The 2,006-nt window shown below is 59.5% G+C and carries 5 protein-coding genes; all 5 read right to left on the bottom strand.

Features of this window, described 5'->3' with window-relative positions; translation table 11 throughout:
• On the bottom strand, positions 1-341 hold a 341-nt coding region (locus EOA85_RS33790; RefSeq protein WP_281033828.1), incomplete at its 3' end, for an SLC13 family permease.
• 175 nt (positions 342-516) lie between these two features.
• Complete coding sequence (locus EOA85_RS33785; protein WP_240992546.1) at positions 517-774, bottom strand: hypothetical protein; 258 nt, start codon at positions 772-774, stop codon at positions 517-519.
• An 88-nt stretch (positions 775-862) separates the two neighbouring features.
• Positions 863-1,555: a complex I NDUFA9 subunit family protein gene (locus tag EOA85_RS33780; protein ID WP_245486281.1), complete on the bottom strand. Its 693-nt coding sequence runs from the start codon at positions 1,553-1,555 to the stop codon at positions 863-865.
• The gene (locus tag EOA85_RS40220) at positions 1,509-1,796 is read right to left on the bottom strand and encodes an NAD-dependent epimerase/dehydratase family protein (protein WP_348627957.1); all 288 of its coding nucleotides are present in this window, start codon (positions 1,794-1,796) and stop codon (positions 1,509-1,511) included. Before EOA85_RS40220 ends, EOA85_RS33780 begins: the two co-directional genes overlap by 47 nt.
• The coding region (locus EOA85_RS40215) for a hypothetical protein (protein WP_206523441.1) at positions 1,786-2,006 on the bottom strand (221 nt) is incomplete at its 5' end. The genes EOA85_RS40220 and EOA85_RS40215, both read right to left, overlap by 11 nt.

The following is a 2,006-nucleotide window of genomic DNA, read 5'->3' as shown; positions in this document are numbered from 1 at the left end:
AGACAGCCGATATTCTTTACAAAGGCAGACAGGATCGTGACCACGATCACCAGCAGCGCCAATTGCGACCGAACGCCCGATAGGTTGGGAACAAAGCGCTTGATGGCGATTTCCATGATGCCCGAGCGGGCTATGCCTGCGCTCACCAGCAGGGCACTGCCGACAATGACCACAATATCGTCGCTGAACCCGCTGAAGGCCTCGTCAAAAGGCACGATGCCAACCGCGAGTCCAAGCAACAGTGCCGCGGCTGCGACCAGATCATATCGATACCGACCCCAAACGAGCGCCGCCATCATCACGAAGATGACGGCGAACGACAGAATTTGCGGCGTAGTCATGTGTTCGGATGCTCCGCCGCTAATGCGGCTGATCAGAACGGCCGAACCGCCCTTTTGTTGCTTTCGCTGGTCACGGTTTTGCTGACACGGTTCTAAATGCTGAGCTTCCATGCTTGCGAACAAGCCCGTGTCGGCGATGGTCCTGCCTCTTGGGAGCCATCCTAGTAGCGTTGCATCAAGGTGCGCGATCGGTCAGTGCGCTTGCACCTTCCTCCGCGGCGCAATGTGCGCAGCAGTAGATAATGTCACCTTGTTCGACGCCATGTCCGATGATCCGGCAGCCGCAATGCGGGCAGAGCGGCGCAAGTTTGTGGATCGCGCATTCGAAGCTGTCAAACGTATAGGTTTCCTCAGCTAGCTTCACTTCGAAAGCCTTGTCGTAGTCATTCCCGCATTGATCGCATCTGGCCATAGTTCTTTCCTTCTTCTTCATTGGCTCAAGCTCGACCAACCCGCCGCATGGCGACAGGTTCCCGTCAGGATCGTAGAGTCATTAAGCAGGAGACGAGCGCGAGCCGGCGTCACGCGCGCCGATCGATCAAGCGGATCACCTCCTCGATGCCCCGCGGCTCGATGTCGAGTTCCTTCAGGCCAGGCGCGCCGATTGCTGCCACATTGTCGTGCCGCATAAGATCGACCTGGTTGCGCGTTATGGGCGCGGCCGGAAGGAGTTCCGCGACGCCGGCCAAGGCGCCCCACGCCGCAAACGGCACCGGCATCAGCCTGATGTGGGTACCGAGCTGTCGGGCGATCTCCCGCAGCAGTTCCTTATAGGTGTAGATGCGCGGGCCACCGAATTCGAGTGTAAATGAGCCCTTGTGGTTTCGCCCGTCGATAAGCCGGCCCACTGCTTCTGCGACGTCTGCCACATAGACCGGCTGAAGCCGTGTGCCACCATCGCCGAACAGCGGATAGACCGGCAGGAGACGTATCAGCCTCACAATCGTCGTGAGGAAAACGTCGTCAGGTCCTGTCATGACCGCGGGACGAACAATGAAGCCGCCGGGAAATGCGCTCGCCACCGCCTCTTCTCCGCGACCACGTGCCCCAATATATTTCGAATCCGATTGAGAATCGGAGCCGATCCCCGAAATCTGGACGAACCGGTCTACCCCGCCATCGCGCGACGCAGCGGCGAGATCAGCGGCAGCTTTCACATGCACGCGTTCAAACGTCTGCGCACCCTGCTCGACATAAAGACTGACAGCATTCACGATCGCCTGTGATCCGGCAATGGCCGAGCCGATCGAGGACGCATCCCAATATATCCGCCTCGACGGCTTCAGGCATCCTTGCAGTCGAAGAAAAGACCGGGCCCACACGAGCCGGGTGGCGGGATGCGGCGCGGACCGTGAAGCCTCTTTCAAGGAGCCGCTTCACGATCCTGCGCCCGAGAAAGCCTGTTCCGCCGAACACAGTGGCGATCCGTTCCGTGTTGAGATCGTCAGGATCCATCGCCATCCCTTCTTCGCGTGCCGGCCGGGCGCCTGCCGCGAGGATTGCCCCTGGCCGGCGTATGAACCAGCCGTCGAACATCAGGACGGTTGGAGAACAACGCAGGAACGCTTTTTGTTCCAGTCAGCGCTGGGTTGATCGGGGAACGGCCGATGTCGCCATAGAAGGCGAGTGTTTGACGCTGAGTTGCTTTATCCGTGCTATCAAGAC

This window comes from Mesorhizobium sp. M5C.F.Ca.IN.020.29.1.1 (genome assembly GCF_003997375.1).
GTDB classification, from domain to species: domain Bacteria; phylum Pseudomonadota; class Alphaproteobacteria; order Rhizobiales; family Rhizobiaceae; genus Mesorhizobium; species Mesorhizobium wenxiniae.
This window is presented reverse-complemented; position numbering and strand designations above follow the sequence as displayed.